We start from the raw sequence: 25564 nt of genomic DNA, 5'->3' as shown, positions 1-25564 counted from the left end.
TGTCCACCTCTATTCATTTTTTCTTCTAAAAAACTCTCACCTGCTCAGCAGATGAGAGAATTCGATTATTTAAAGATAGACGTTTTGAAACTGTCTGTTTGTTGCAGTAATTTCTTAAAAATTTTTTCTTTCAAGGCAAGGGTATTGTCAAATTTGACAGCACCATTCTTCAAGCTGGCCTGATCTTTTTCAACTGCAGTAGCGAAAGCTTGTTTCAAGTCATCATAAGTGCTGTAAGTAGTGCCATCAATTTCAATAGATTGAATTCCATTTTTGGCACTTGTCACAACTTCTTTGAAATAAGCTTTCTTCCAGTCTTCAAGGGTACTGAATGTTCCATCAGAAATCTTTTGAATGATGTAATCATCTCCTAGAGTCGCATGACCTGCTTGTTTGGATTCTTGTTTATACTTGTTTGAAGCATAACCTAAGAAGCCTTTTTCGTAGCCATAGTATCCCCAGAGTCTGAAGGTATTGTGTTTGAAGGACATGGCTCCAGGAGCCCCTTCACTGGTGTTCCCACCATAGATCCCTGTCATCATAGGTACAGTCACATAGGCTGAGCCAAAGTCAGATGGATTATAGACCCCATTTCCAGGACCACGATTAGTCATGAAGTTGTTGGTGATGAGGTCATCGACTGTATGTAAAGCAATTGCTTTTTCCTCATCACTCAAAGGACGCACCTTATCAAATTGATTCTTGGTGTTAGCCCCTCGGTATTGCTTGTCAACCTTCTTGAACCAAGCATTGTTTAATGCTTGACTGCCTTTATTAAGGACAGCATCTCCTTCTAGGTAATCCAGAAGCATGAGGGTGTCGTTATAGCCTTTCATATACCGATCAATTTCATCACGTGACTTCAAATCATTTGGATTGGTATTGTACCATTGGTTTCCATCATTAGGACGTTCATAGGCCATATTGAGACCTAAAGCCTTGTATTCCCCATTTGGATTGGATACGGATGGTGTTTGGAGCATGCCTTGGGCAAAGGCTTCGATATCGGTTCCTTCGCGGTGTCTCCAACCACCTAAGTAAACCATGCGGTCATTGACGTGCGTTGTTTCGTGCGTGAAGGCAGAGACCCCAAAGTCACTGATCATATCCGTCACCATGAAGAAGACAGAATCATCTTTATATGGATTTCCGTAAATTCGCGCCACTGCTCCCATCCGCCAATCTGTCGCATGGTAACGATCGGTTGGACCATACAATTCACGGATTGGAGCGACATCTTTGCCATTGTTGGTATGGCCATAGCGGTCTGTACTAATGCCCTTGTAGTTTTGGTTATCAAGGACAGGGGTCGGCACCATATTGTTGCTCTTCAAGAGTTGATTGCGAACCTTATCCGTTGCTAGACGTGACCAGAAATCTAGGTAATTCTGTTGTCCTTTCGCCACCTTATCAATTTCAGCTTTGAAGGCATTCCGCTCTGCTTCCGTATTCTTACCATATTTCTCAAAGGAACTATAGGCCATGGTATTGTAAGTTGAAATCAAGAACATATGAGCATCTTTTAAGTTCAAGAGTGGCAAGATCATTTTACCGTGAACATCATTGTTTAAGCCCTCATAGGCTCTATGCTTAGCAGATGCGAACGCTGGATTGGTCGTCTCAGGCTCCACAATATAGACATTGTCTTTAGTTGCTTTGATGAACCAATCATTCAAGTCTGTCTCTTTTGTGAAGAGCTCCATATTGTACTTCAGGAAGTCATTTAGGTTCCCAGAAAGAGTCGATTTAGCAACGACTTCCCGGAAAGCATCGTGGGTACGAGTCCCTTTGATGTAGTCTTCTTTTGAGCCAATTTCAATCAAGCGGTCTAAAACATCGACATTCTTCCCATAGAAGTCTGGCTTGAACAACATGAGCTGCTTAAGATTGACATCATCGAACTTCACTCCGTAATAGCGATTGAGGTAAGAAAGCCCCAAAAGAACAGCAGCCTTGTTGTCATCAATTTTCTTAATGAGCGCTCGTTTGGCAGCCTCATCTGTATTTAATTGATGATCTTGGTTTTCAACCAGTTGTTTTACAAAGTGAGTCAGATTGTCCTTGACTTCTTGGAAGCTCTCCTCGAGGTAAAGGTTCTTAATGGCATTGACTTTGTTAGGACCTGTTCGACCTAAGTGTGTGTAGATAGGATCTGATTGTAATTCTACAGAGCTTAATTTTTCAACGATCGCATGAATGAGATCGCTCCGGTCCTTATCCACCATATTCGGCGTATAGACCACTTCACCGAGCTCCGCTACACTGTACTCTTTGACTTGTTTGACCTTAGAGTCTTTCGGCGTCATGCTAAAAATATCTTTTGTCTTATCGGCATAATGGATCAGAATGTGATCAGCATTAGCTAGTTCGGTGACAAAATCATTGCCCCTCATAGCGGTCACAGACAAGACTTCCTTGGTCAAGAGAGGACTCGTTGCAGCCAATTTATTCCCTTGGTCGACAATCCATTCTTTGTTATAGAATGGTTGCAATTTAGCAATATTGCGGTAAGCTAGCTCACGAGTCGCATCGTAACCAGTGATGGCCTTGTATTGATCGTCCTTGCTAACAAGGTGATTAAGCGTATCTTCAATCGGCTTACTGATGGTATATTTATCAGCCGTAATTCCCATTGCTTCGATTTTCTGCTCAGCTTCTGCCAGCGAGATGCTTGGGATTTTACGGGAATTGTTAAAGGATTTCTTCCCTTCACTCACGCTGTCCACACTATAATTGCGCTTGGTTCTTGAATAGGTGAAGTAATCATCTGCGTCAATATCTGAGTGTCCGAAGACCATCTCACCTGTTTTGACTTTCATCATGGTGATATTGTCTTCAATAGTCCCCAAGGCCCAGTTGGTCCCTAGTAATCCACCAGATTGCACCGCTTCTTTGAGTTCAATCGAGCCTTTAGCAACTGAATTTCTAAGGACTCCTTCTTTACCTACTGTATGGTTATTTGCTCCATTTTGAGAGGAATAGACTAAACCTGCAGCTTTGGCTTTGTTCCCAGTGATTTCAGCATCAACGTAAGCTTTTTCAACAACACCTTTCCAGTTCTCGCCAACAACACCCGCTAGATAACCACCTTTGTTACCAGCAGCGTGCAATTTACCGATAAAGGCAACATTGCTGACCTTCCCACTGCCATCAATTTTATTGATGATCCCTGCTACGTCATTGTTCCCGACAACACTTCCTGTTACTTTAACATTCTCGACAGTTGCATTGTTTTTAATAACATTGGCAATTGGAGCCACTCGATCAACTCCAGGTAAGTCAATCGCAACATTTTCAAGCAAGAGATTCTTAACCGAACCACCTTCGATGTTTCCAAACAATGGTCTGGTAATATTATGAATGGCAAATTTATTTCCATCCGTACTTTCCAAAATTCCCTTGAAGGCATTGGTTACATAGGATTTTCCTGCTGGCTGGACATTGGCCGCATTCATATTGCTACCCAGTTTAAAGGTACCAGTCGGATTGGCTTGCATGGCTTTTATAAGTTCGTTGAAATTGTAGTAGACATCACCTTCATGTGCTTTGGGTTTTGCAATATAGTGGATATAGTCCTCACTAAACTGGCTGTCCGCAGTCCGTTGGATAAGATCAGGAGCTTTGGCTGTTACTTTGTAGAGGGTCGTGCCATCTACCGTCACTTCTTCTATTTTATCAACGGCCAGTTTTGTGACCTTATTATCATGGGTGGTGACCTTTAAGTAGTAAGGCTTCACATCTAATGGTGTTTCAGACAAGAGGCTGCTATCTGTTTCAAGACCTTGGTCATCCACGCTAATCAGACTGGTTTCCTTGATGTTTTTGATTTCAACTTTTTTAAGATCAATTCTCAGAGGTTCTTCCTTGAGAACTTCTTCTTCATCCCCATTTCCACGGTCATAGACCATAGTCGTTGCGAGCGTATAATCCTTGTAGTAGTCTAAGTCCGCTAGGGCAGCTGCTAAGTCCGTCTCTGAAAGGGCGAAAGTTTTCACAACTTGATCACCCTTCTTCAATACAGCCTGGATGGACTTGATGGTCACACCATCTGGTTTGTCCAAACGATAAGTAGCTTTAGCACTGCGCTTCAATTCTTCCTTATCGACCTGGGTCAAAGTCAAGGTTGGCTTGTCAAGTTCTTTGGTCCCTTTTTGAATGATCCGATCTTGAGCTTGTTCAACTACTTCCTCCGTAACCGTTGGGGCATCCGCCGATTTAACTCCCTTGATGGTCTTGTAGACCTTGGTGATTTTCTTCTTCCCATTCTTACCGGCTTGAGAAACCCTTTCAGTTCCTTTTAGCAAGGTGGCATCTTGTTCGGTTACCGTCTTAAATGGAATTTCTTCAAAAGCAACTTCCTCTTTTTGGCCTTCAATAGCCTTGGTCCCACGACTAATTTTTTCTGTCACAGGAGCTTTGACCGTTTCAGTGGTCGTACTGAGAGGCTCTCCAATCTTCTCACCATTAACCGTCTTATAAACACGACGAATCTCCTGGCTACCAGTCTCTCCTTTTTGAAGGAGGCTTTCTTCATCGGTGTAACGATTGGCGTCCGTTGCATACTCTGTTTCATATGGAAGGATTACCGTTTCTGTCTCTGTTACAGTCCCTTCCGTTACTTGATAGGTTGGGTTCTCCGGTTGAATAGGAGCTTCGCCGACATGGCCTTCTTCCTGTGTTCCCTTGGCTTCCACCACACCTGTATAGGCTGGATTCTCCGGTTGAACAGGAGCTTCACCAACATGGCCTTCTTCCTGTGTCCCCTTGGCTTCTACCACACCTGTATAGACTGGATTCTCCGGTTGAACAGGAGCTTCGCCGACATGGCCTTCTTCTTGTGTTCCCTTAGCTTCCACTACGCCTGTATAGACCGGATTCTCTGGTTGAACAGGAGCTTCGCCGACATGGCCTTCTTCTTGTTTCCCTTTGGCCGTTACAACTGGAGAAGGGCTGGGTTGAGGGGTTGGTTGGGCATCTTCTTTTGTCCCGACAGCAAGAATTTGTGAAACTGGTTCTTTCGTGACCTTGCTTTCAACTACTCTGCGAACTTCTTGTCCATCTACCACACTCACTTCTGTCAATAGGGTCCGCTCCCCATTTTGGCCAGCAGTCAGCACCTTGGTTTGCCCTTTGGCTAATGTAGAATCAGCTTGGTGGACAGTTTCAAAAGGCACAGGCTCAGTAGAGACTTCCAGGCTTGGTTTTTCAACTTGAGGAAAGGCTGGAGCGACTTCTGGGGTCACACGCGCTTGTGGTTCCATTTGTGCAATCCCTGCACTTGTTTTGATCGAACTCTCTACAGATGGTTGGATTCTCTGAATAGCTTTTGGTTCTTGTGAGTTCGTCTTTTGGACAGACGGGTAGCGCAGATAGCCAACATAGTCATAGCCATCAATATGAATCACGCCATTTGCCAGATCTTTGCTCGATGCAATCGCAAGATCCTGATTATAGGCGCGCAAAACTTGATTTTGTAGCGCTGCGACTTCAACTGGAAGTAGAAGACTTTGTCCCATGACTCCAATCAAAAGGACGCCCATGACCTTCTTCCGGTGCTTTTTAGAGAGCAAGAGGACCGCAAAGGAAGCAGTGACTAGACTTAGGCCAAATAGGGCGACTTCCTGACTTCCTGTTTGAGGAAGAACCGACTGAATTGCTTCCTTCTTCTTATAGACGAGATAGAAAGTATCTTCATTTTGATACTCTTCAGGGATTGCATGAATCACCTGTTCTTTTTCTTCAGCAGTTAGCTCTTCTTCTGTCACATATCCTAAGTGCACATGAGCAGGTAGAGTCACCTGATCTGCTTTGACAGGACGAGCTCCTAACAAGCTTCCTCCTAATAAAAAGGCTCCAATGGCTACCGGACCAACACCGACAGATAATTTTCGAATCGAATATTTGGTCATTTTTTCAAACGTTTGTTTCGCTTTTTTCATCCTAAAATTCCTATATAGTAATATTTAACCCTCGATCAGGGACCTGATTATTTTTAGAGAGGCTGGGATCCTTTCCAGAAATAAGAACCTTCCCGGGATTTTTTACCTTTACCTATCTTATCTTTTTTCTTCTATTTTAGCAAGCTCTAAAACTCAAAAATATAAACCGTTTTCTTTATAGGAAGAAAGCAACACAAAAAACGCCTCGAAAGGCGTTTGTATCATAGATCTATTTATAAGGATTGGTACAAATCATTGTATCGTTGACTAGCCGTATCCCATGAGAAGTCACGCGTCATAGCTTGCTCTTGGAGACCATACCAAGCCTGTTTGTCATTGTAGTAGACAGCCAAGGCTTCATCAACTGCCCAGTTAAACCAATAGCCAGATAAATTATTGAAGCTAAAGCCTGTTCCACTTCCATCAACAGCATTATACGGTTGGACCGTATCTCGAAGTCCGCCGACTTCATGCACCAGAGGAAGGGTTCCATAACGCATGGCCATCATTTGAGAAAGGCCACATGGTTCAAAGCGGCTTGGCATCAAGAAGACATCCGACGCTGCATAGATTTCTTGGGCCAATTGGACATCAAATGTGATATTCGCTGAAAGTTTATCTGGGTAGGCTTGACCAAACCAAGCAAAGGCATTTTCAAATCCAGGATCTCCTGTACCGAGCAAGACAATCTGAATATCCTTTTGCAAAAGTTGATGCAACTCTTCTACCACCACATCAAAACCTTTTTGACGTGTCAAACGAGAGACGATCCCAAACAAAGGAACATCATCGCGAACAGGTAGACCAACACGTTCTTGAAGAGCTCGTTTACTAGCTGCTTTACCTGAAAGATCTGAGAGACTGAAGTGATACGTTAAGAGCGGATCCGTTTCAGGATTATACAGATCTGCATCAATCCCGTTAACAATTCCGGTCACCTTGCCAGACTCCATTCGAAGGATCTGATCCAAGCCACAACCATATTCAGCAGTCATAATCTCATGCGCATAGCTAGGAGAAACAGTTGTCACACGGTCAGCATATAGAATGCCGGCTTTCATCCAGTTCAGGCAATCATTCCACCGAAGAGTTCCATCTGCATAGCGTTCAAATCCAACTCCGAATAGGTCCCACAACATTCCTGGGTCGAACTGACCTTGGAATTCCAAATTATGGATAGTCAATACTGTTTTAATTCCATGATAAGCTTGAATCCAACGGTATTTTTCCTTCAGCAAGAAAGGAATCATCGCTGTATGGTAATCATGGGCATGAAGAACATCTGGAATGAAGTCAACCCGTTCCATCGTTTCTAAGGCTGCGAGCTGGAAGAAGGCAAAGCGTTCGCCATCATCGAAGTCACCATACACATGACCTCTAAAGAAATAATGTTGGTTATCAATAAAGTAAAAGGTGACTCCATCGCGCACAATGCGTTTCACACCCACATATTGACTTCTCCAGCCAACCTTGGTCTCAAAATGCAAGACATCTTCGATTTGATCTCCAAACTTGGCCTCTACCATATCATAGTAAGGGAGGATCACGCGCACATCATGACCACTTTTCGCTAAGGATTTAGGAAGAGCGCCAATAACGTCTCCCAAACCACCTGTTTTAGAAAACGGTGCTCCTTCAGCTGCAACAAATAATAGTTTCATTAGACAATATCCTCTGTAACAATCGTTCCTTTTTTAACCACGACAGGTGCTTCTTCTGTCCCACGAATCGTCACACCAGCAGCCACTTCGACACCCTTATCCAGGATGGCATATTCGACGATTGCATTTTCATGAATCACAACACCAGGGAAGAGAAGACTACTGCGGACTTCTGAACCTTCATGAAGGTGTACCCGCCGTGAAACAACGGAGCGTTCAACGGTTCCTTCTACAATACTACCCGAAGCAAATTGAGACGTTTTAATATGTGAAGTCTTGGAATAATACGTTGGTTCTTCATTCTTCACTTTCGTATACACCTTTTGGTTTGGTGAAAAGAGCTTCATGAATTTTTGGTTTTCCAACATATCCAAGTTTGCATGGTAGTAGGATTCAACTGAATGAATATTGGCTAGGTAACCTGTATATTCAAAAGCAAAAGCATTGTATTCCACCGCCAAATCACGCAAGATATAGCGCAATTTTTGTGGGTATTTTTTCTTGGCTTCTTCTTCAATTTTTTCAATCAACCAAGGAGTATCCACAATAAAGACATCTGTCGACATGTTGTAGACTTCGTCAGGATCCTTGCCATCGAAAAGTCTTTGCTCTGTAACATGGTCTGTTTCATCAATTTCCAAGATAGCATTGACTTCAGAGATATTTTGAAGATGCAACTTCTTATAAACCACTGTAATCGGACGGTCAACGCTATTATGCAAGTGGAAAACTTGATTGAGGTCAATATTCATCAAGACATCACAGTTCAAAGCAACTGTTTGGTTGGAACCAGACCGTTTCAAATAGGTCAATAATTGTTGGTAGTATTCTGGCCCTACATTTGTATTTTCAACAGGAGTGTTATAGATTCCGAGGTAATAGTGGCTCAATAAAGTAGACAAGCCCCACTCACGACCTGAACGAATATGGTCAAAGACCGAACTAATATTTTCTTGTTGGAAAATCCCAAAAACACTACGAATACCAGCATTCGCAAGACTAGACAACGGGAAGTCAATCAAGCGGTATTTCCCATCAAATGGTAGAGATGCTACCGGACGATGGCTGGTCAAAGTGGACATATCATGATACCCAACTGTATTTCCTAAAATGGCTGAATATTTATCAATCTTCATCTGTTGCTACCCCCACTTTTTCATTGTAACCGACAACTTGTACTTCCTCTGTTCCATCAATCACGACACCTTCTGCAATGACTGCACCTTCCCCGATAATCGCGCGTTTCACGACAGCTCCTTTACCGATAATGGCATTGCTCATCACGACAGCATCTTCGACAACTGCTCCTTCACGAACTTGAGCTTCTGTTGATAAGATGGAGTGTTTGACTGTACCGTCTACCGAACAACCGTCGACGACAAGAGAATCTTCGACGTGGCCATGTTCCCCAAAGAAGTTCGGTGGAGAAATGAGGTTGCGTGAATAGATTTTCCAGTGACGATCGCGACTATCCAAGGCATTATTTGGATCGATATATTCCATATTGGCTTCCCAAAGAGACTCAATCGTACCAACGTCTTTCCAATAACCATTGAATTCATAAGCATAAACACTTTCGCCTGATTCTAGATACGTTGGAATGACATTTTTACCGAAGTCTGACATATCGATATCACTCTTTTCAGCAGCAACCAACATATTGCGCAGACGAGCCCAGTCAAAGATGTAAATCCCCATGGAAGCCTTGGTAGATTTTGGTTCAGCTGGTTTTTCTTCAAATTCGACAATCCGATTATTGGCATCTGTATTCATGATTCCAAAACGGCTTGCTTCCTTCAAAGGTACATCTAGGACGGCAACAGTTAAGCTTGCATTATTATCCTTGTGCGCTTGAAGCATATCATCGTAATCCATCTTATAGATGTGGTCCCCAGATAGAATCAAGACATATTCCGGATTGATGCTATCGATATAGTCGATGTTTTGAAGAATAGCATGGCTAGTTCCTTCAAACCAACGATTTCCTTCACTAGCTGAATAAGGTTGGAGAATAGACACACCCGTATTGATTCCATCTAAACCCCAGCTGGAACCATTCCCAATATGGCTGTTAAGGGCAAGTGGTTGATACTGTGTAATCACACCAACATTGTGAATTCCTGAGTTGGCACAGTTTGAGAGAGCAAAATCGATAATCCGATAGCGCCCACCAAATTGAACCGCAGGTTTCGCGATGTTTTTGGTTAATTTTCCAAGACGTGTTCCTTGCCCTCCGGCAAGAATTAAAGCGAGCATTTCATTCTTCATTGACTACTTCCTCTTTTTAAAGCTTGGACTCCCTTAGAGTCAACCGATCATCATTTTTTATCTGATGTTTTAGATTTCGTTTTGCGAACCTTCCGTTTCACCTTCCAAATGCTAGCCCCTAAAGCCGGCAAAGTAAAGGTCAAAGTTTGTTCATAATCCTTCCACAGTCCATCTTGAGACTGAACTGTCGGATTGTGCTCTTTCCAGACACCTCCCCATTCTTCTAATTCTGTATTCCAAATTTCTTCATAGACCGCTGATACAGGCACACCAATCGTAAAGTCCTTGCGTTCCACTGGTGCCATATTGAAAACACACACCAGAAGATCGCCCTTACGATTTTTCCGAACCATTGACAAGACGCTCTGATCCCGGTTATCTGCATCTATAATCTCTAAGCCATCAAAGCTATCATCAATCTCCCACAATTCCTTGTGTTCTTTGTAGAAATGATTGAGCTGAGAAGTAAAACGACGCATCTTAGCATTCATTTCATCCTCTAGATTGCCCCATTCCAATTGCTCTTCTGACTTCCATTCCAAAAATTGACCAAATTCTGAACCCATAAAGAGTAATTTCTTACCTGGATGGCAAATCTGATAGGTCAAGAGGTTACGAAGTCCAGCAAATTGATTGTAACGATCTCCCCACATCTTATGCATCAAACTCTTCTTACCATGCACCACTTCATCATGTGAAAATGGTAGTAAGAAGTTTTCAGAAAATGCATACATGAAACTAAAGGTTACCAGGTTAAAGTCAAATTTCCGGTAGATGGGATCTTCTTCGTAGAATCGAAGGATATCATTCATCCACCCCATATTCCATTTATAGTCAAAGCCAAGTCCACCTTCTTCTTCAGGACCCGTGATCTTTTGACCAGCAGAACTTTCTTCTGCAATCATCATGACATCTGGGTGTTCGTTCTTGATAATCGCATTCAAACGTCTAAGGAAATGAACGCCTTCGTAGTTGAGGTTTCCCCCATCAATATTTGGTGTCCATGGACCACTATCGTAGTCAAGATAGAGCATATTGCTCACAGCATCGACCCGAATCCCATCTAAATGATAGGTATCAATCCAAAACTTCAAACTAGAAATCAAGAATGACTGGACTTGATTCTTCCCTAAATCGAAGTTCAAGGCTCCCCATCCGTAATTATGGGCACGATGTTCATCCTGGTATTCAAAGGTTGGTGTTCCATCATAATAAGCCAAGGCATCATCATTGATAATGAAATGTCCTGGTACCCAATCCACGATCACTCCGATATTGTTGAGGTGGCATTCTTCCACGAAGTCTTGAAACTCTTCTGGGCTACCATAAGTCTGTTCAAGTGCAAAATAGCCCATAAGCTGATAGCCCCAACTCAAGCCCAATGGATGGGCCATCACTGGCATAAATTCCACGTGGGTATAGTTCATTTCTACCAGATACGGAATGAGTTCATCTTTTAGTTGTTTGAAGGTGTAGGAACTGTGATCCTCATTACGTTTCCACGATCCTGCGTGAACCTCATAAATATTAACAGGTCGTTCCTTAAAACCAAGTTTTTTGCGGCGTGCTCTCCAGAGACCATCTTTCCAGTTTTTCTCTGGAATGGTCTTAATAATAGATCCTGTATTGGGTCTCTTTTCCATCCATAACGCTAGAGGATCGATTTTTTGCACCTGATGACCATTTTGTCGAGTCACCAAATACTTGTATATATCTCCCTCTTTTGCATCGGAACAGAAGACTTCCCAGACGCCTCCTTCATTACGAACCATTGGAATTTTACGAGCTTCCCAATCAGTGAAATCACCAATCAGATCCACCGCCTGAGCATTGGGAGCCCAAACACGGAAGGTAAAGCCTTCTTGTTCTCCCCTTGTTTCCTTGTGAGCTCCTAAGTACTCTTGAAGATGGAAATTATCCCCTCTTCCAAATGTCCATAAGTCTGTGCTTCTATCCATATACTCACCTCTTTATTTTTTTGAAAGCGTTTTCTAGTTGTTTTTATTTTACTATAAAATCACTTAATTTTCAAGTTGATTCCAGGAAAATCATGTAAATTTATCAGGAAAAATTCTTTCATTTTCTCTTCCGAACCTTTTCGATCCTTCCTTGGTCATCCTCCTTATCTTACTTACGATTATACTATATATACGAGGAAAATCAAACAAAAACCGAACATTTAAATCACTATTTTTATTACTAACTAGTTTATTACGAATAAAATGAACATTTTTATGAACAATGTAAAAAAAGACTAAGACAGATTTGTCTTAGTCTTGTTGAATTCTTAGTCTACGTTCACGTATTCTTTTGAAAGTTCAAGAACTTCTTCCATTGTTGAACATTCAGTAAGAGCACGGTTAGCGTATTCTTGCATTTTAGCTGTGTCGAGTTTCTTCATCAAGCTACGTGTACGAAGGACAGATGTCGCTGACATAGAGAACTCATCCAAGCCCATTCCGACAAGAAGTGGAACGGCAGTTTGGTCACCGGCCATTTCACCACACATACCAGCCCATTTGCCTTCAGCGTGAGCCGCTTTGATCACGTTGTTGATCAAACGAAGGATAGATGGGTTATATGGCTGGTAAAGGTATGAAACTTGTTCGTTCATACGGTCAGCAGCCATTGTGTATTGGATCAAGTCGTTTGTACCAATTGAGAAGAAATCAACTTCTTTAGCAAATTGATCCGCAAGCATTGCTGCAGCTGGGATTTCAATCATGATCCCTACTTGGATATCGTCTGCAACAGCAACACCTTCCGCAAGTAATTTAGCCTTTTCTTCTTCAAGAATACCCTTAGCTGTACGGAACTCAGTCAACAAAGCAACCATTGGGAACATGATCCGCAATTTACCGTGAACAGATGCACGAAGCAAGGCACGCAATTGTGTACGGAACATTTGGTTACCAGTTTCAGAGATAGAAATACGCAAAGCACGGAAACCTAAGAATGGGTTCATTTCTTTAGGAAGGTCGAAGTAAGGAAGTTCTTTATCCCCACCGATATCCATTGTACGAACAACCACAGGTTTACCATTCATACCTTCAAGAACTGCTTTGTAGGCTTCGTATTGGTCATCTTCTGTTGGGAAGTCTTGAGAATCCATGTACAAGAATTCTGTACGATAGAGACCAACAGCTTCTGCACCATTATCGTTTACACCTTCAACGTCTTTAGGTGTACCGATGTTGGCAGCCAACTCGAAGTGTTTTCCATCAGCAGTCACTGTTTTCGCATCTTTAAGGAGAGCCCATTCAGCTTTTTGTTTTGCATAAGCTTCACCAGCTGCTTTGAACTCTGCAATTTGTTCTTCAGTAGGGTTGATCACTACTTCACCAGTGATCCCTGAAACAGCCAAAACATCGCCATCTTTGACAAGCTCTGTGATGTTATTTGTACCAAGAACAGCTGCGATTTCAAGTGTACGAGCCATGATAGCTGAGTGACTTGTACGTCCACCGATATTCGTAACAAAAGCTTTTACATACTTTTTGTTCAACTGTGCTGTATCAGATGGAGTCAAGTCATGCGCAACCACAATTGCTTCTTCATTGATAGAAGCAGGGTTTGGCAATTTTTTACCAAGCAAGTTGGCAAGGACACGTTTGGTAACGTCACGAATATCTGCTGCACGTTCTTGCATGTAAGGATTGTCTTCCATTCCTTCAAAGATCGCAATGAACATGTCAGTGACTTCTTTCAAGCCAGCTTCTGCATTGATTTTTTTCGTACGAATTGTTTCTTTGATCTGACCAATCATTTCAGGGTCAGCAAGAACCATCATATGCGCATCAAAAACTTGCGCTGCTTCTTCACCAAGGCTTGCTACTGCATTCTCCCGAATAAGAGAAAGCTCGTTTTGTGAAGCTTCAAGAGCTGCATCCAAACGAGCTTCTTCTGCACTTGTATCTTCGACTGAAACAGTCTCAAATGATAAGTCTGGTTGAATGAGCAAATATGCCTTAGCAACGGCAACACCGTCAGATGCTGCAATTCCTTTTAGCATTTTTGTCATATTTTTAAGCCAATCCTTCTTTAGTCATTGTTTCTGAAATAGCTGCGATAGCATCATCAGCGTCAGCACCTTCTGCAGAGATTACAACGTCTGCTCCTTGACCAACACCAAGGCTCATAACACCCATGATTGATTTCAAGTTAACTGATTTACCTTTGTATTCAAGAGTAATATCTGAAGCAAATTTGCTAGCAGTTTGAACCAACAAAGTTGCTGGACGTGCGTGGATACCTGTTTCTGCCACGATGTGGAAATCTTTAGAAGCCATAGTTTGACTCTCCTTTTTAAAAATAGTTTTTGAGTTACCTTTTGATAACCCTTACAATTTGGTATTATATCATCTTTTGAAATTTTTTTCAAGATTTTTATCACTGACTTACAGAAAAAGACTGCGAAAAATCCCAATTTAGATACATTTTAAGAAGCACCTGAAGAACAGAGAAAATATCTTTTCAATTTTCTACTATATTATAAGTAACATTTTCCTCCGCTTTCAATGAAAAGAAGCTCTTGAACCACAGGATATTGATTCACCAAAAAATTATAACTAATTAAAGATGCTTTAAAGCCTATTCCTATCCCATTTCTTTGATTTTCACATTTTTCACCCACCACAATATATTGTGCTTTGAAAACTCCATTTCATCTCTTTGCACAATATTTAGTTTTATTTTGTTGACAAGTTGCTGGATTTTGTTTATACTGTTTACAGATTTATATTTCGATAGGAGGACGGAAAATAAATGGTAACCATTTATTCAAAAAATAATTGTGTTCAATGCAAAATGACCAAGCGATTCCTCGATAGCAATCATGTGGAATACCGCGAAATTAACTTAGATGAACAGCCAGAATTTGTAGAGCATGTTAAGAACCTTGGTTTCAATGCTGCTCCAGTTATTCAAACACCGGATGAAGTATTTTCTGGTTTTCAACCAGCTAAGTTGAAGAAACTTTCTTAATTAACACAGTATTTTGCTTAAATAGGGTCTAGCGTTAGCAACCTAACACTAGACTTTTTACTTGGAAAGAGAGGACTTCTCCTCTTCATTTTTTTGAACTAGAAAAGGATTATTATGGGATTAAAATCTCTTGAAGATGTGACGTATTTTCGTCTTAACAATGAAATCAACCGTCCAGTAAACGGCCAAATCATGCTTCATAAGGATAAAGAAGCTTTGGATGCGTTCTTTAAAGAAAATGTTGTACCAAATACTAAAGCCTTTGACTCGATTACAGACAAGATTCAGTACCTTCTCGAGCACAATTACATTGAGAGAGCTTTTATCGAGAAATACCGTCCTGAATTTTTAGAGAAATTGGCCCAATTTATCAAAGATCAAAACTTCCAATTCAAGTCATTCATGGCAGCATACAAGTTTTACAATCAATATGCCTTGAAAACTAATGATGGGGAATACTATCTTGAGAGCATGGAAGATCGTGTCTTCTTTAACGCTCTTTACTTTGCTGATGGCAATGAAGCTATTGCAACTGATATCGCAAATGAAATCATCCACCAACGCTACCAACCTGCTACACCATCTTTCTTAAATGCAGGTCGTGCACGTCGTGGTGAATTGGTATCATGTTTCTTGATTCAGGTAACAGATGATATGAACTCTATCGGACGTTCTATCAATTCAGCTCTTCAACTTTCACGTATTGGTGGTGGTGTGGGAATTTCCCTCAGCAACCTTCGTGAAGCTGGAGCACCTATCAAAGGGTATGAAGGTGCTGCTTCTGGTGTCGTACCAGTTATGAAGCTTTTCGAAGATAGCTTCTCTTACTCTAACCAACTTGGTCAACGTCAAGGTGCTGGGGCTGTATACCTTAACGTCTTCCACCCAGACATCATCGCCTTCCTTTCTACTAAGAAAGAAAACGCCGATGAAAAAGTTCGGGTTAAGACCCTTTCACTTGGTGTCGTCGTGCCAGACAAGTTCTACGAGTTGGCCCGTAAGAATGAAGAAATGTACCTCTTCAGCCCTTACTCTGTAGAGCGTGAATACGGAGTGCCATTCAACTACATCGACATCACTGAAAAATACGATGAGTTGGTTGCTAATCCAAACATTCGTAAGACAAAAATCAAGGCGCGTGATTTGGAAACTGAAATTTCTAAATTGCAACAAGAATCTGGCTATCCTTATGTAGTCAACATTGATACAGCTAACCGCGCAAATCCTGTCGATGGTAAGATTATCATGAGTAACTTGTGTTCAGAAATTCTTCAAGTCCAAGAACCAAGTTTGATCAACGATGCGCAAGAATTCCTTCAAATGGGTACTGACGTTTCATGTAACCTTGGTTCAACAAACGTTGTCAACATGATGACTTCACCTGACTTTGGTCGTTCTATCCGAGCTATGGTACGTGCTTTGACTTTCGTTACAGATAGTTCTCACATCGTCGCTGTTCCTACAATCGACCACGGAAACAGCCAAGCTCATACATTTGGTCTTGGTGCTATGGGACTTCACAGCTATCTTGCCCAACAATTGATCGAATATGGATCTCCTGAGTCTATTGAGTTCACCAGCATTTACTTCATGCTCATGAACTACTGGACTCTCGTAGAATCAAACAACATCGCGCGTGAACGTGGTGTTACCTTCCACAACTTTGAAAAATCAGACTATGCCAACGGTACTTACTTTGATAAGTACACGACTGGAGAATTTGTACCAAAATCTGATCGCGTCAAAGAACTCTTTAAAGATATTTTTATCCCAAGTGCAGAGGATTGGGCAGAACTGCGTGCTAAAGTTCAAGCAGATGGTCTTTACCACCAAAACCGCTTGGCTGTCGCACCAAATGGATCTATCAGTTACATCAATGACGTATCTGCTTCTATCCACCCAATTACACAACGGATTGAAGAACGCCAAGAGAAAAAAATCGGTAAGATCTACTACCCTGCAGCAGGATTGTCAACAGAAACGATTCCTTACTACACTTCTGCCTACGACATGGATATGCGAAAAGTCATCGATGTCTATGCTGCGGCTACTGAGCATGTAGACCAAGGTCTTTCACTGACTCTCTTTATGCGCAGCGATATTCCAAAGGGTCTTTACGAATGGAAAACTGAAAACAAACAAACCACTCGTGACTTGTCTATCCTTCGGAACTACGCCTTTAACAAGGGTATCAAGTCTATCTACTACGTCCGTACCTTTACAGATGATGGTGGAGAAGTTGGCGCCAACCAATGTGAAAGCTGTGTCATCTAATCCGCTATCCTAGATAGCTATCAAAAGTCGGTTCGCCGACTTTTTGTGCGGTATTCTATCAATTTATGGTAGAATAGTAACGATTGAATGAATTGAAAAAGAAAGTGATGCAAATGGAAACATACTACAAAGCCATTAACTGGAATGCGATCGAAGATGTCATCGATAAATCGACCTGGGAAAAACTGACAGAGCAATTCTGGTTGGATACACGTATCCCTTTGTCAAACGACTTGGATGACTGGAGAAAGTTGTCGAATAAAGAAAAAGACCTAGTTGGTAAAGTCTTTGGGGGATTGACCCTTCTAGATACCATGCAATCTGAAACAGGTGTTCAAGCTCTTCGTGCGGATATTCGTACTCCCCATGAAGAAGCTGTCTTTAACAACATCCAATTTATGGAATCAGTCCATGCTAAGTCATACTCTTCTATCTTTTCTACTTTGAATACCAAGTCAGAAATCGAAGAGATTTTCGAATGGACCAACACCAATCCTTTCCTTCAAAGGAAGGCAGAAATCATCAACGAAATCTACCTCAATGGGACTCCTCTTGAAAAGAAAGTAGCCAGCGTTTTCCTTGAAACCTTCCTCTTCTACTCTGGTTTCTTCACACCTCTCTACTATCTTGGAAACAACAAATTGGCCAACGTAGCTGAAATCATCAAGTTGATCATTCGGGACGAATCAGTTCACGGAACCTATATCGGCTACAAGTTCCAACTTGGATTTAACGAATTACCAGAAGAAGAACAAGAAAAACTCAAAGAGTGGATGTATGATCTTCTCTACACCCTCTATGAAAACGAAGAAGGCTACACAGAGAGCCTCTATGATGGTGTGGGCTGGACTGAGGAAGTCAAGACCTTCCTTCGCTACAATGCCAATAAAGCCCTCATGAACTTGGGACAAGATCCGCTTTTCCCAGACTCAGCAGATGACGTTAACCCAATCGTCATGAACGGAATCTCAACCGGTACCTCTAACCACGACTTCTTCTCTCAAGTCGGAAATGGTTACCTTCTCGGTGAAGTAGAAGCCATGCAGGATGACGATTATAATTACGGACTATAAGACAAAAACCTTTCCAGATGGAAAGGTTTTTAAATATAGACAACCTATTGTTTTACATAAAACAGATAGATGATTTTCAAAAAGTGACTTTTATTTTTTGAAGATTAAAAACTTTCCACCGTGAGAAAAGTGCTAGAAACAATCATGTTTCTAGCACTCGGGAGTTTTGGAACCTTAGGTCCAAAACTAAGTCATGGAACTTCTTTGAAGTTCGCTGACGTCCGTACTCACCTAAGGAAAGTTTTTTAGAAGACTTTATCTTCAATCTGAAACCTTTCCAGACGGAAAGGTTTTTTTGTTGCAATCTTTTTCTAATTGGATCTGCTCCTTTTTTGAAAAAAGAGGTTGGACAAACATCCAACCTCTCCGATTATTACAACTTACCTGCTACGGCATCCAACAATTCTTGGATCTTCGCTTGGTTGCTTCCTCCTGCCATGGCCATGTCTGGTTTACCACCACCACGTCCATCGACGATTGGAGCTAATTCTTTGATCACATTACCTGCATGCACATCTTTTGTCTTGCTGGCTACAAGGACGTTTACCTTGTCACCAATGGCTGCGACAAGAACAAGCACATCAGAGTAGTCTTTTTGTTTCCAGTTATCCGCAAAGGTACGAAGGGCACCTGCATCTGATACAGAAACTTGGCTGGCAATGTAACGGTGTCCGTTTGCTTCTTGAACATGTTTAAAGACATCGCCTGCTGCCGCTGCTGCCGCTTTTTCCTTCAATTCTGCATTTTCTTTTTGCAATTGACGGAGTTGCTCTTGAAGTCCTTCCACCTTGTGAGGAACTTCTTTGAGTTGAGGTGCTTTCAAGGTTGCTGCGACTGCTTTCAGAGCATCTTCTTGTTCACGATAAGCTTCGAAGGCTTCCTTACCAGTCACTGCCAAGATACGACGAGTTCCTGATCCGATCCCTTCTTCTTTGACAATCTTGAAGAGTCCAATTTCAGAAGTATTGCCTACGTGGGTACCACCACAGAGCTCTACTGAGTAATCACCGATAGTGACAACACGGACTTCTTTACCGTATTTTTCACCAAAGAGGGCCATGGCTCCCATTTCTTTAGCAGTATCGATATCTGTTTCAATCGTTTCGACTGCGATGGCTTCCCAAATCTTTTCATTGACTTGTTGTTCAATAGCGCGCAATTCTTCAGGAGTTACGGCTTGGAAGTGAGTAAAGTCAAAGCGAAGGAATTCTACTTCGTTAAGAGATCCTGCTTGGGTTGCATGGTTACCAAGGATATTGTGAAGAGCCGCATGGAGCAAGTGAGTTGCAGTATGGTTCTTCATAACACGATGACGACGATTGGTATCGATCGCCAAGGTGTATTCTTGGTTCAAGGCAAGAGGAGCAAGAACTTCAACGGTATGGAGTGGCTGTCCGTTTGGTGCTTTTTGAACATCTGTTACTGTAGCAACGACGTTTCCTTCAGCATCCAAAATTTGACCATGGTCCGCAACTTGTCCACCCATTTCAGCGTAGAATGGAGTTTCTGCAAAGATCAGTGATGCAGTTTCTTCTGAAACAGCCTCTACTTCAGCATTATCTGCTACGATAGCCACCAACTTAGAAGGCAATTGGCTAGCATTGTAGTTGAAGACACTTTCCACAGTGATGTTTTGAAGGGTTTCATTTTGCATACCCATTGATCCGCCTTTGACAGCAGATGCACGCGCACGTTCTTGTTGTTCCTTCATAGCTGCTTCAAAACCTTCACGATCGACTGTCATTCCAGCTTCTTCAGCGATTTCTTCTGTCAATTCTACTGGGAATCCGTATGTATCATAAAGTTTGAAGACATCTTGACCAGCAATCACTGTTTGACCTTTAGCTTTCAAGTCTTCAACGATAGTTTGGGCAAAGTGTTGACCAGAATTCAAAGTACGAGCAAATGACTCTTCTTCACTCTTGATAATTTTTTCGATAAAGTCTTGTTTTTCAAGTACTTCTGGGTAGTAGCTTTCCATGATCTTCCCAACAGTTGGAACCAATTTATACAAGAAGGTTCCTTCGATCCCCAATTTTTGACCATGCATGGAAGCACGACGGAGGAGACGACGAAGAACGTAACCGCGTCCTTCATTACCAGGAAGAGCTCCATCTCCGATCGCAAATGAAAGCGAACGGATGTGGTCAGCAATCACCTTGAAGCTCATGTTATCGCCATCTGGATCATAGGTTTTACCAGACATCTTTTCCACTTCACGGATGATTGGCATGAAGAGGTCAGTTTCAAAGTTGGTCTTGGCCCCTTGGATAACGGCTACCAAACGTTCCAAACCAGCACCCGTATCAATGTTCTTGTGTGGCAATTCCTTGTATTCGCTACGAGGAACAGCAGGGTCAGCGTTAAATTGTGACAAGACAATGTTCCAAATTTCGATGTAACGGTCGTTTTCGATATCTTCTGCAAGCAGACGAAGACCGATATTTTCAGGGTCAAAGGCTTCTCCACGGTCAAAGAAGATTTCTGTATCTGGTCCAGAAGGTCCCGCACCGATTTCCCAGAAGTTGTCTTCGATTGGAATCAAGTGACTTGGATCCACACCAACAGCAATCCAACAGTTGTATGAATCCTTGTCGTCAGGATAATAGGTCATGTAAAGTTTGTCTTTAGGGAAATCAAACCATTCAGGGCTTGTCAAAAGCTCATAAGCCCACGTAATGGCTTCATCACGGAAGTAATCTCCGATAGAGAAGTTCCCCAACATTTCAAACATGGTATGGTGACGGGCAGTTTTCCCTACGTTTTCGATATCGTTGGTACGGATGGCTTTTTGAGCATTGGTAATCCGTGGATTTTCAGGTTTGATAGTTCCATCGAAGTATTTTTTAAGAGTGGCAACCCCTGAGTTGATCCACAAAAGGGTTGGATCGTTTACTGGAACCAAGCTAACAGATGGTTCTACAGAGTGGCCTTTGCTTGCCCAGAAATCAAGCCACATTTGGCGGACTTGTGCACTAGATAATTGTTTCATATTTGTCTCCTAATTTCTTTAAGATTAATTTGCGCTAGCTTCTAACATTTCGACATAATCGATGGCGACACAAAGTGAGATGACTAAATCAGCGTATTCATCCTCATACACCGATACTTGGTAGGTAGAGGTTAGATGAAAGAGTTCCTTGCTAATCTCAGCGACGATTTGATCCCGATCATCAAACAATTTGAATTCTAGGTCCCAGATATTTCCTTGTACCCTCAGTCCCAAATCTTCGATATCGTATTTGTCTCTAAAGAGCGTCAGTTTTTTATGGATAAAAAAGCGATCCCCATCCTTCAACTCAACCACAAACTTGGGAAGAAAGCTGATTGTTTTTTTGGTGATATGGCTCACTTCTTGTCCATTCTTATCGTAGATGGTAAAAGTCTTGGGAATCTTAAGAAAAGATCCCTCAACCTGGTACTCAACATTTCCCAACTCATCTTTGATATCGAACCGCTCGCCACCCAATCGAAATTTTTGTTTCACTTGATAGGTTCGCATCTTTTGATCTCCTTTAAAAAGCTCCAGACAACTGCCCATAAACAAAAGACAAGCCACTAAACGAAGGGCGAAAAACCGCGGTACCACCTTCATTCAATGAACTTGTCATTCTTCATTTTATATGCAATTGTCTCAGCCGAGTAGCAAAATCATTTCTCTTCCATGGCTCACACCCCCGCCACTTCTCTGATTCCGAGTAACAATGATTTATTCTCAACTATTTCATTATACAAGTTCCAAAAGGAACCGTCAACTATTTTTTAGATGATGAGCTGCTACCGCTTGTTTCAACACCAATATTTTGCAAATATTGGTTGAATGTTGATTTGAAGGCATCATCCTTGACCTTGATATTGGCATTGGTCATCGCTTTTGCAATAATGCTACGGATGTAGTTGGTATCTTGCTTACGACCATCAACAATGATCTCTTTCAAACGTTTTTCGTATTTCTTCCAGTCAGAGCCTTTTTCTGTCTTCTTATTCAATTTGACAATATAGTAGCTAGCAGAATAGTTTTGACCTGCTGAAACTGTGATCACATCTGAAATGCCGTTTTCATCCAATTTAAAGGCAGCTTCTTTGACTTGAGATGGGATACCTGCTGTTCCTGAATCGAACTTAACTTCGCCACCTTTATCTTTTGTAGCAGTATCTGTTGAATTATCTTTGGCGATTTGGGCAAAGTCTGCACCTTCCGCTTTAGCAGCTTCCAACACTTCTTTTGCTTTATCTTCTGAATCTAACTTGATAATTTGTGCTGTTACTTCTGGTGTGTAAGATTCAAAAGCTGCCTTGTAGTCAGACTCTTTGATATCTTTCTTAGCCGCTTGGTTGACTGCATACTCCAACAACATATTGCTACGGATTTGTTTCTTCGCTGTTTCTTCCGTCAAGCCTTGTTGCGCCAAGTAAGCATCGAATTGGTTGCCTAATTGTTTCTTTTGTTTAGCCAATTCTTTATCGACTTCTTTATCAGAAACTTTTGATCCATATTCTTTTTCAAAGACTTTATTGATGGTCATTTGGAAAAGAACTTGTTGAGCACCTTGGTTGGTTTTGATTTCATTATAGAAATCAGAAACTGTGATCGTGTCCCCTTTCATGGTCACGATATCTTTGTTTGTGCCATTGGCACACGCTGCTAGTGTTACGACTGATAGCAAGGTCACAGCACCTGCTACAAGTTTTTTCTTCATGAAAATTATTCTCCGTTCCTTTTTAAACTTCTTCTATTTTACCACAAATTAGAGAGAATACCTTAAATTTACCTAAAAAGAGCTAGGATCTGGCAAGGTTACCGTCTCTGCATTTTTCCGAATCATCAAAATACCATCTCCAAGTGGCACCAAACTAGCGGTCAAATCTGGATGATTGAGAGTCGCATGAAAGAGGTTCTGAAGCCCCCGGTAAATGGTTCGTTGCCCACGACGCACTTCCATGATGTCCTTGGCAACATCTCCTCCTTGGAAAATATCATCCAGTACCACAATTCCCCCAACCTCTAAGAGTTCGAGAATCCGTGGTAAAAAGACGATGTACTTAGACTTAGCAGAGTCCATAAAGACAAAGTCATAGGTCTCTGTTAAATCCTGCAATACATCTACTGCATCTCCTTCAAGCAAGGTGATTTGCTTTCTCTGATCGTATTTAGCCAGATTTTCCTTGGCAAAGCCAATCATCTCTTCATTCCGATCAATAGTGGTAATTTGTGCATCGGGAGCATTTTCAGCCATTAAGAGCGCTGAAAACCCAATTGCCGTCCCAATTTCAAGGATTTTCTTTGGTTGTAGGGCTTGCAGGAGTAGTCTAAAGTAAGCTACCGTTTCATGCGGAATAATCGGAATATTTTCCTTGCGGGCGAATGCTTCTAACTCCTTCAAGGCACCTGCTACCGGTTTTTGACGCGTTCGCATAAAGTCAACGATCTCGTCTTTAACCACTGGCCGGCGCATATTGTGGTTGGCATTTTTACTATAAGACTCTACCATCTTATGCGAGTCCTAATTTTTCTACTAGGGCTTCAAATTCATTCAACCGACGTTCAAAGACCGCAAAGGCTGCGTCCAAGTAGTCTTCTTTTTCCATATCCACACCTGCTTTACGGATGACGTTGAGTGGATAGTCAGAATTTCCAGCCTTCAAATAGTCGATATATTTATCACGATCTTCTTGTGTTCCATGAACAATTTTTTCAGCTAAGGCTGAAGCTGCTGCAAAACCTGTTGAATATTGGAAGACGTAGTAGTTATAGTAGAAGTGAGGAATCCGAGCCCATTCATATTGGATCTCAGGGTTGTCTTCTTTTGAAAGACCATAGTATTTTTCATTGAGCTCTGCATAGAGGTTGTTCAAGAACTCACTAGTCAATACCGTACCTTCTTGGTCAGCTTTATGGATGGCATGCTCAAATTCAGCAAACTGCGTTTGACGGAAGACGGTTCCACGGAAGCCATCCAAGAAGTGATTCAAAATCGCAAAGCGAGTTGCATCGTCTTCTACTTCTTCTAACAGACGTTCGGTCAGGATATTTTCATTGGTTGTAGAGGCGATTTCAGCAAGGAAGATGGAATAGTCTCCATAGACATAAGGCTGGGTTTCACGGGTATAGCTAGAATGCATACTGTGACCAGTTTCATGCACCAAGGTGAAGAGATTATCCAATGTATCTTGCCAGTTCAACAACATGAAGGCATTGGTATCATAAGAACCACCTGAATAAGCACCTGAGCGTTTCCCTTGGTTAACATGCACATCAATCCACCGTTCGCTGAAGGCACGTTTTACACGAGAAAGGTAGTCCTCACCCAAAACAGCCAAGACTTCTTCTGCTTTGGCCAATGATTCTTCATAAGTAAACTTGTAGTCTGTATCAGATAATGGGGTATACATATCGTACATCTTCAAGTCTGAGATTCCAAGAATTTTTGAGCGCAATTGCACATAACGTTGCAAGAGTGGCAAATGTTTGTTCACCGCTGCTACCAAGCTATCATAAACACTTTCTGGTACAAAGTTTTCAGAAAGGGCCGCTTCACGAGCAGATGAGAATTTGCGAACTTTGGCATTAAAGTTATGAACTTTCACATTGGTTTGCAAGGTTTTAGCATAGGTATGTTGGTACTGTTCATAGACCTTGTAGAGACCTTCGTAAGCTTCTTTACGAACGGCACGATCTTTAGATTCTACCAAAGAAATATAGTTCCCATGGGTTAATTGAACTTCTTCGCCCTTGTCATCATGTACAGTTGGGAAAACAATATCTGCATTGTCCAAGATTTCAAAAGTTTCTCCACCAGCCGCAAAGATCTCACCAGCTCCTGCAAGTAATTCCTCTTCTTTTTGAGACAAGACATGTTCTTTTTTCTCAAGCAAACGATCAAAATAATGACCATATTGCTCCAAGTCTGGAACCTCACTCACAAAGGCTTTGTACTGCTCATCCGTAATGGCCATGAATTCAGGCTCATAGAAGGCAAAGGTTTCGCCTAACAAGCTATAAAGAGACATCCCTTTTGATTGGTACTCTTGGTATTTAGCCACTCGTGTATCTTGGTCATTTTTCATATGGGCATAGACGTAGACCTTTTCTAAGCGACGGCTCAATTCCAAATATGCATTGGTTGTATCCAAAAGTGTTTGCGCTGAATCCAACAAATGACCAGCATAGTGGCTTGCTGCTTTAATATCTGCAGCTAAGCTTGCTGCTTCTTCTTCCCAAGCTTGATCTGTCGCAAAAATTGTCGACAAATCCCATTGGTATTTTTCATCAATTTCATTACGTTGTTTTACCATTTCGATTAATCCTCCAATGGTACTATTTTAGCATAAAAATGAACATTTCGGGAGGATTTCTATCTTAGAA

15 protein-coding genes are annotated in these 25564 nt (G+C 41.8%); 3 read left to right on the top strand and 12 right to left on the bottom strand.

Annotated features, from left to right (window positions below; genetic code table 11):
* Positions 1 to 65: 65 nt before the first annotated feature.
* The 7 genes from TZ97_RS02415 to TZ97_RS02385 all read right to left on the bottom strand — a co-directional run bounded on the left by TZ97_RS02415 (position 66) and on the right by TZ97_RS02385 (position 14157).
* Positions 66 to 5939, bottom strand: coding sequence for a ZmpA/ZmpB/ZmpC family metallo-endopeptidase (locus tag TZ97_RS02415; protein WP_045759254.1), 5874 nt, complete (start codon positions 5937 to 5939; stop codon positions 66 to 68).
* Positions 5940 to 6172: 233 nt separating this feature from the next.
* The gene (glgA, locus tag TZ97_RS02410) at positions 6173 to 7600 is read right to left on the bottom strand and encodes a glycogen synthase GlgA (protein WP_003006424.1); all 1428 of its coding nucleotides are present in this window, start codon (positions 7598 to 7600) and stop codon (positions 6173 to 6175) included.
* Entirely contained in the window at positions 7600 to 8736 is a 1137-nt protein-coding gene (gene glgD / locus TZ97_RS02405; RefSeq protein ID WP_045759253.1) for a glucose-1-phosphate adenylyltransferase subunit GlgD, read from the bottom strand. Before glgD ends, glgA begins: the two co-directional genes overlap by 1 nt.
* Entirely contained in the window at positions 8726 to 9868 is a 1143-nt protein-coding gene (locus TZ97_RS02400) for a glucose-1-phosphate adenylyltransferase (protein ID WP_014713084.1), read from the bottom strand. Before TZ97_RS02400 ends, glgD begins: the two co-directional genes overlap by 11 nt.
* A 50-nt stretch (positions 9869 to 9918) precedes the next feature.
* A complete protein-coding gene (gene glgB / locus TZ97_RS02395; RefSeq protein ID WP_045759252.1) occupies positions 9919 to 11826 on the bottom strand; it encodes a 1,4-alpha-glucan branching protein GlgB in 1908 nt (635 codons plus the stop codon).
* A gap of 329 nt (positions 11827 to 12155) precedes the next feature.
* The gene (gene ptsP, locus TZ97_RS02390) at positions 12156 to 13889 is read right to left on the bottom strand and encodes a phosphoenolpyruvate--protein phosphotransferase (RefSeq protein WP_003006414.1); all 1734 of its coding nucleotides are present in this window, start codon (positions 13887 to 13889) and stop codon (positions 12156 to 12158) included.
* Between the two features lie 4 nt (positions 13890 to 13893).
* On the bottom strand, positions 13894 to 14157 hold the full coding sequence (locus TZ97_RS02385) for a phosphocarrier protein HPr (RefSeq protein ID WP_003006411.1): 264 nt from the start codon (positions 14155 to 14157) through the stop codon (positions 13894 to 13896).
* Between the two features lie 475 nt (positions 14158 to 14632).
* Here TZ97_RS02385 and nrdH point away from each other — a divergent pair, with 475 nt between their 5' ends.
* The 3 genes from nrdH to nrdF all read left to right on the top strand — a co-directional run bounded on the left by nrdH (position 14633) and on the right by nrdF (position 18198).
* Positions 14633 to 14851, top strand: a complete 219-nt coding sequence (gene nrdH / locus TZ97_RS02380) for a glutaredoxin-like protein NrdH (protein ID WP_003006408.1) — start codon at positions 14633 to 14635, stop codon at positions 14849 to 14851.
* A gap of 114 nt (positions 14852 to 14965) precedes the next feature.
* A complete protein-coding gene (gene nrdE / locus TZ97_RS02375; RefSeq protein WP_045759251.1) occupies positions 14966 to 17125 on the top strand; it encodes a class 1b ribonucleoside-diphosphate reductase subunit alpha in 2160 nt (719 codons plus the stop codon).
* Positions 17126 to 17238: 113 nt separating this feature from the next.
* Positions 17239 to 18198 (top strand): class 1b ribonucleoside-diphosphate reductase subunit beta, encoded by a 960-nt coding sequence (gene nrdF, locus TZ97_RS02370; RefSeq protein WP_031573445.1) that lies wholly within the window; start codon positions 17239 to 17241, stop codon positions 18196 to 18198.
* A gap of 373 nt (positions 18199 to 18571) precedes the next feature.
* Here nrdF and alaS read toward each other — a convergent pair whose 3' ends face one another.
* From alaS to pepF, 5 genes are all read right to left on the bottom strand, one after another.
* Positions 18572 to 21190, bottom strand: a complete 2619-nt coding sequence (gene alaS / locus TZ97_RS02365; protein ID WP_045759250.1) for an alanine--tRNA ligase — start codon at positions 21188 to 21190, stop codon at positions 18572 to 18574.
* A gap of 24 nt (positions 21191 to 21214) precedes the next feature.
* On the bottom strand, positions 21215 to 21700 hold the full coding sequence (locus TZ97_RS02360; protein WP_023917679.1) for an LURP-one-related/scramblase family protein: 486 nt from the start codon (positions 21698 to 21700) through the stop codon (positions 21215 to 21217).
* A gap of 253 nt (positions 21701 to 21953) precedes the next feature.
* Positions 21954 to 22898, bottom strand: a complete 945-nt coding sequence (gene prsA, locus TZ97_RS02355; RefSeq protein ID WP_045759249.1) for a peptidylprolyl isomerase PrsA — start codon at positions 22896 to 22898, stop codon at positions 21954 to 21956.
* 72 nt (positions 22899 to 22970) lie between these two features.
* Positions 22971 to 23690 carry an O-methyltransferase gene (locus tag TZ97_RS02350; protein ID WP_045759248.1) on the bottom strand — a complete coding sequence of 240 codons (720 nt, stop codon included), beginning with the start codon at positions 23688 to 23690 and terminating at the stop codon, positions 22971 to 22973.
* A gap of 1 nt (position 23691) precedes the next feature.
* Positions 23692 to 25494: an oligoendopeptidase F gene (gene pepF, locus TZ97_RS02345; RefSeq protein WP_045759247.1), complete on the bottom strand. Its 1803-nt coding sequence runs from the start codon at positions 25492 to 25494 to the stop codon at positions 23692 to 23694.
* Positions 25495 to 25564: the final 70 nt, after the last annotated feature.

Origin of the sequence: Streptococcus parasanguinis (genome assembly GCF_000963275.1) — a bacterium.
In the GTDB taxonomy this organism is placed as follows: Bacteria; Bacillota; Bacilli; order Lactobacillales; family Streptococcaceae; genus Streptococcus; species Streptococcus parasanguinis_B.
This window is presented reverse-complemented; position numbering and strand designations above follow the sequence as displayed.

Bases quoted from the DNA above. Each gene is read 5' to 3' on its own strand.
- TZ97_RS02415 (WP_045759254.1), bottom strand. From the start codon at position 5,939: ATGAAAAAAGCGAAACAAACGTTTGAAAAAATGACCAAATATTCGATT.
- glgA (WP_003006424.1), bottom strand. From the start codon at position 7,600: ATGAAACTATTATTTGTTGCAGCTGAAGGAGCACCGTTTTCTAAAACA.
- glgD (WP_045759253.1), bottom strand. From the start codon at position 8,736: ATGAAGATTGATAAATATTCAGCCATTTTAGGAAATACAGTTGGGTAT.
- TZ97_RS02400 (WP_014713084.1), bottom strand. From the start codon at position 9,868: ATGAAGAATGAAATGCTCGCTTTAATTCTTGCCGGAGGGCAAGGAACA.
- glgB (WP_045759252.1), bottom strand. From the start codon at position 11,826: ATGGATAGAAGCACAGACTTATGGACATTTGGAAGAGGGGATAATTTC.
- ptsP (WP_003006414.1), bottom strand. From the start codon at position 13,889: ATGACAAAAATGCTAAAAGGAATTGCAGCATCTGACGGTGTTGCCGTT.
- TZ97_RS02385 (WP_003006411.1), bottom strand. From the start codon at position 14,157: ATGGCTTCTAAAGATTTCCACATCGTGGCAGAAACAGGTATCCACGCA.
- nrdH (WP_003006408.1), top strand. From the start codon at position 14,633: ATGGTAACCATTTATTCAAAAAATAATTGTGTTCAATGCAAAATGACC.
- nrdE (WP_045759251.1), top strand. From the start codon at position 14,966: ATGGGATTAAAATCTCTTGAAGATGTGACGTATTTTCGTCTTAACAAT.
- nrdF (WP_031573445.1), top strand. From the start codon at position 17,239: ATGGAAACATACTACAAAGCCATTAACTGGAATGCGATCGAAGATGTC.
- alaS (WP_045759250.1), bottom strand. From the start codon at position 21,190: ATGAAACAATTATCTAGTGCACAAGTCCGCCAAATGTGGCTTGATTTC.
- TZ97_RS02360 (WP_023917679.1), bottom strand. From the start codon at position 21,700: ATGCGAACCTATCAAGTGAAACAAAAATTTCGATTGGGTGGCGAGCGG.
- prsA (WP_045759249.1), bottom strand. From the start codon at position 22,898: ATGAAGAAAAAACTTGTAGCAGGTGCTGTGACCTTGCTATCAGTCGTA.
- TZ97_RS02350 (WP_045759248.1), bottom strand. From the start codon at position 23,690: ATGGTAGAGTCTTATAGTAAAAATGCCAACCACAATATGCGCCGGCCA.
- pepF (WP_045759247.1), bottom strand. From the start codon at position 25,494: ATGGTAAAACAACGTAATGAAATTGATGAAAAATACCAATGGGATTTG.